General features: G+C 73.5%; 2 protein-coding genes. Both read right to left on the bottom strand.

What is annotated here, in order from left to right:
- Window positions 1–50 precede the first annotated feature (50 nt).
- The gene (locus tag FPZ41_RS46110; protein WP_131570203.1) at window positions 51–749 is read right to left on the bottom strand and encodes a M15 family metallopeptidase; all 699 of its coding nucleotides are present in this window, start codon (window positions 747–749) and stop codon (window positions 51–53) included.
- 545 nt (window positions 750–1,294) lie between these two features.
- Window positions 1,295–2,404: tetratricopeptide repeat protein (locus tag FPZ41_RS46105; RefSeq protein ID WP_152870829.1), on the bottom strand; the 1,110-nt coding region annotated here is incomplete at its 5' end.

The raw sequence follows: 2,404 nt of genomic DNA, 5'->3' as shown, positions 1-2,404 counted from the left end.
GGGGGCTGCCGCCCCCAGACCCCCGCTTGTCGGCCTGAACGGCCTCGTCCTCAAACGCCGGACGGGCTGGGGGTGCCTGGCCTCGGCTGAATATCCCGGGCGCCGTCCACCGGGCCGTAACAGGCCGCCGCGGCCCCGGTCATGAGGGCCCAGTAGCGGTCGCCGTACGACCAGTGCCACCACTCGGTGGGGTAGTTGACCAGGCCGGCCGTGGTGAGCGCGACGGAGAGGAAGCGGCGGTTGCGGCGGGCCTCGTCGGAGATGTCCGGGGCGTCGGTGTAGCAGGCGCCCGCGCTCTCCTCGGGGCTCGCGTCGACCGGGGTACCGAGATCGAGCTCCTCGCCCGAGGCGGTGCACAACGTCAGGTCCACCGCGGCACCGGCGACATGCGGACCGATCTCCGGCGGGGACAGGGACCGGCTGGTCTGGGTGCGCAGGTGCTCCTCGGACCAGTCCGGGTTGGCGCGGCGCAGTTCGGCCGCGTACGCCTCGAAGTAGCTGATCTGGAGAGGGAGAGGGCGGTACCCCTCGGTGACCAGGAGCCGCAGGCCGTCGGGGAGCAGCCGTGCCGCGCGGGCCAGCCGCCAGGCGACGCCCTCGCGGATCAGCGCGTAGGAACCCTCCGGGTCGGCCTGCCGGGAGTCCACGACCACGAAGGCCAACTCCCGTAGATCGACCAGGGGTTCACCACAGTCCTGGACGGGGACACCTGCGACCGCGGGGTCGTTCATGAGGATGATCGGGGGCATGCGTCGTCTCTCGCAGGCGGTTCGGGCGTACTGGTGTACGGCGATGCTGGCGGGTCGAGGCAAGGTGTGGTCGTGCCGCGATGCCCCGGGACAGGGACGGTCGTACCCGATGCCCCTGGCCCGGAGCTCCCCCGGCATGTGCCTGGCTTCCCCTGGCTGGTGGTGCCCTCTGTTTGGTCGGCCGAGCGGTGAGGATCGCCCGGCCGACCAGTTGTCCCCCGACACCCACGAGCTTGGCGCAGGGCGCTGCAAGTTCTCTGCAAGTCCACGGCAAGGCGTTGCGGGCGCGGCCAGGCACGGCCTACGGCCGCTGGGGCGGTTGGGGGCTTCTGATGGCTCTCCGTGGAAGAAGGAGCGGCGTTCGGTGCGTGCTCCCCCACTGCCTGAAAGGCGTGGGGGGACCCCCAGGCGTGCGGCGTGGAGGGTCATGTGGCGGAGTCACCTGTCCCTTCGCGCCGTGCGGCGAGTGGGGGTACCTCCCACGCCCTTAAGGCAGTGGGGGAGTGCCGGGCGTCGCGACACCGGGGAGAGCCATCAGGAGCCCCCTAGGGCCAGGGCTCGTTCCGTTCGCGGGCCTCGCACGCGGTGAACACGGCCATCGCCTCGGCGCGCAGCGCCGCCGCCCCCGGCCCGTCGCCCAGTGCCTCGCGCACCGTGGCCAGGTCCCGCAGGGCGCGGGCGCGCGGCAGGCGCAGGCCCATGTCGTCCCAGCCGGCGACCGACGCGGTCAGCAGCTGGGCCGCCTCGGCGAAGCGGCCATCGGCGAGCGCGCACTCGCCGAGGGTGCGCACGGTCAACGCCTCGCCGAAGCGGTCCTGGTGGGCCCGGCAGACTCCGAGCGCCTCGTGCAGCTCGGACTCGGCCTCTCGTATACGGCCCATCCGCAGCCACGCCTTGGCCCGCGCCCGCATGCTGTACGCGGCCATCAGCGGATCCCCCAGGTCACTCAGGATCTCCCGCGCCTGCCCGGCCACACGCGCCGCCGCCTCGTACTCGCCGAGCGACCGGTGGATGAGGCTGAGTGTGCGCAGCGCCATGGCCTCCCCGCGGCGGCTGCCCTGCCGCCGGTACGCGGCCAGTGACTCGTCGAGGAGGACGAGCGCCGTGTCGTGGTCGCCGAGTTCGAGCCGTACGGAACCGGCGTACCGGCAGGCGAGGCCCACGCCGGTGTCGTCGCCGAGCCGCCGGAAGCCGTCGGCCGCGTCGGCGAGGGCCCGTTCGGCGGCGCGCAGTTCACCCAGCTCTCGGAAGGCGCTGCCGACACCGGCGAGGGCTGCGGAGCGGCCGTGTACGTCACCGAGGTCGGCGCAGATCCGCTCCGCCTGCCGGAAGTAGTCCAGTGCCTCGGCACAACGGTCCTGTTCGTAGCGGAGCTGGCCCAGGCCGATGAGCAGCAGGGCCTCGCCGGAGAGGTCCTCGGCGCGCCGGGCGGCGGCGAGGGCGGCGTCGTGGCTGCGCCACCAGGCGTCGAAGCGGTTGCTGATGGCGAACGACGACGAGCACAACGCCGCAGCGGCCTCGCAGGCCGGCGTGTGCAGCCCCATCGCGGCGGCCCGTTCGACGGCCGTGGTCAGGGCGCCGGCTTCGGCGTCGAACCAGGTGAACGGATCGGCGAGGGCTCGCCGGGCGGTGCGGGCACTGACGGGGGCGGAGGG

It is taken from the genome of Streptomyces acidicola (genome assembly GCF_009377235.1).
GTDB classification, from domain to species: domain Bacteria; phylum Actinomycetota; class Actinomycetes; order Streptomycetales; family Streptomycetaceae; genus Streptomyces; species Streptomyces acidicola.
The sequence above is the reverse complement of the archived record's forward strand: the minus strand, read 5'-3'. Positions and strand labels throughout refer to the sequence as shown.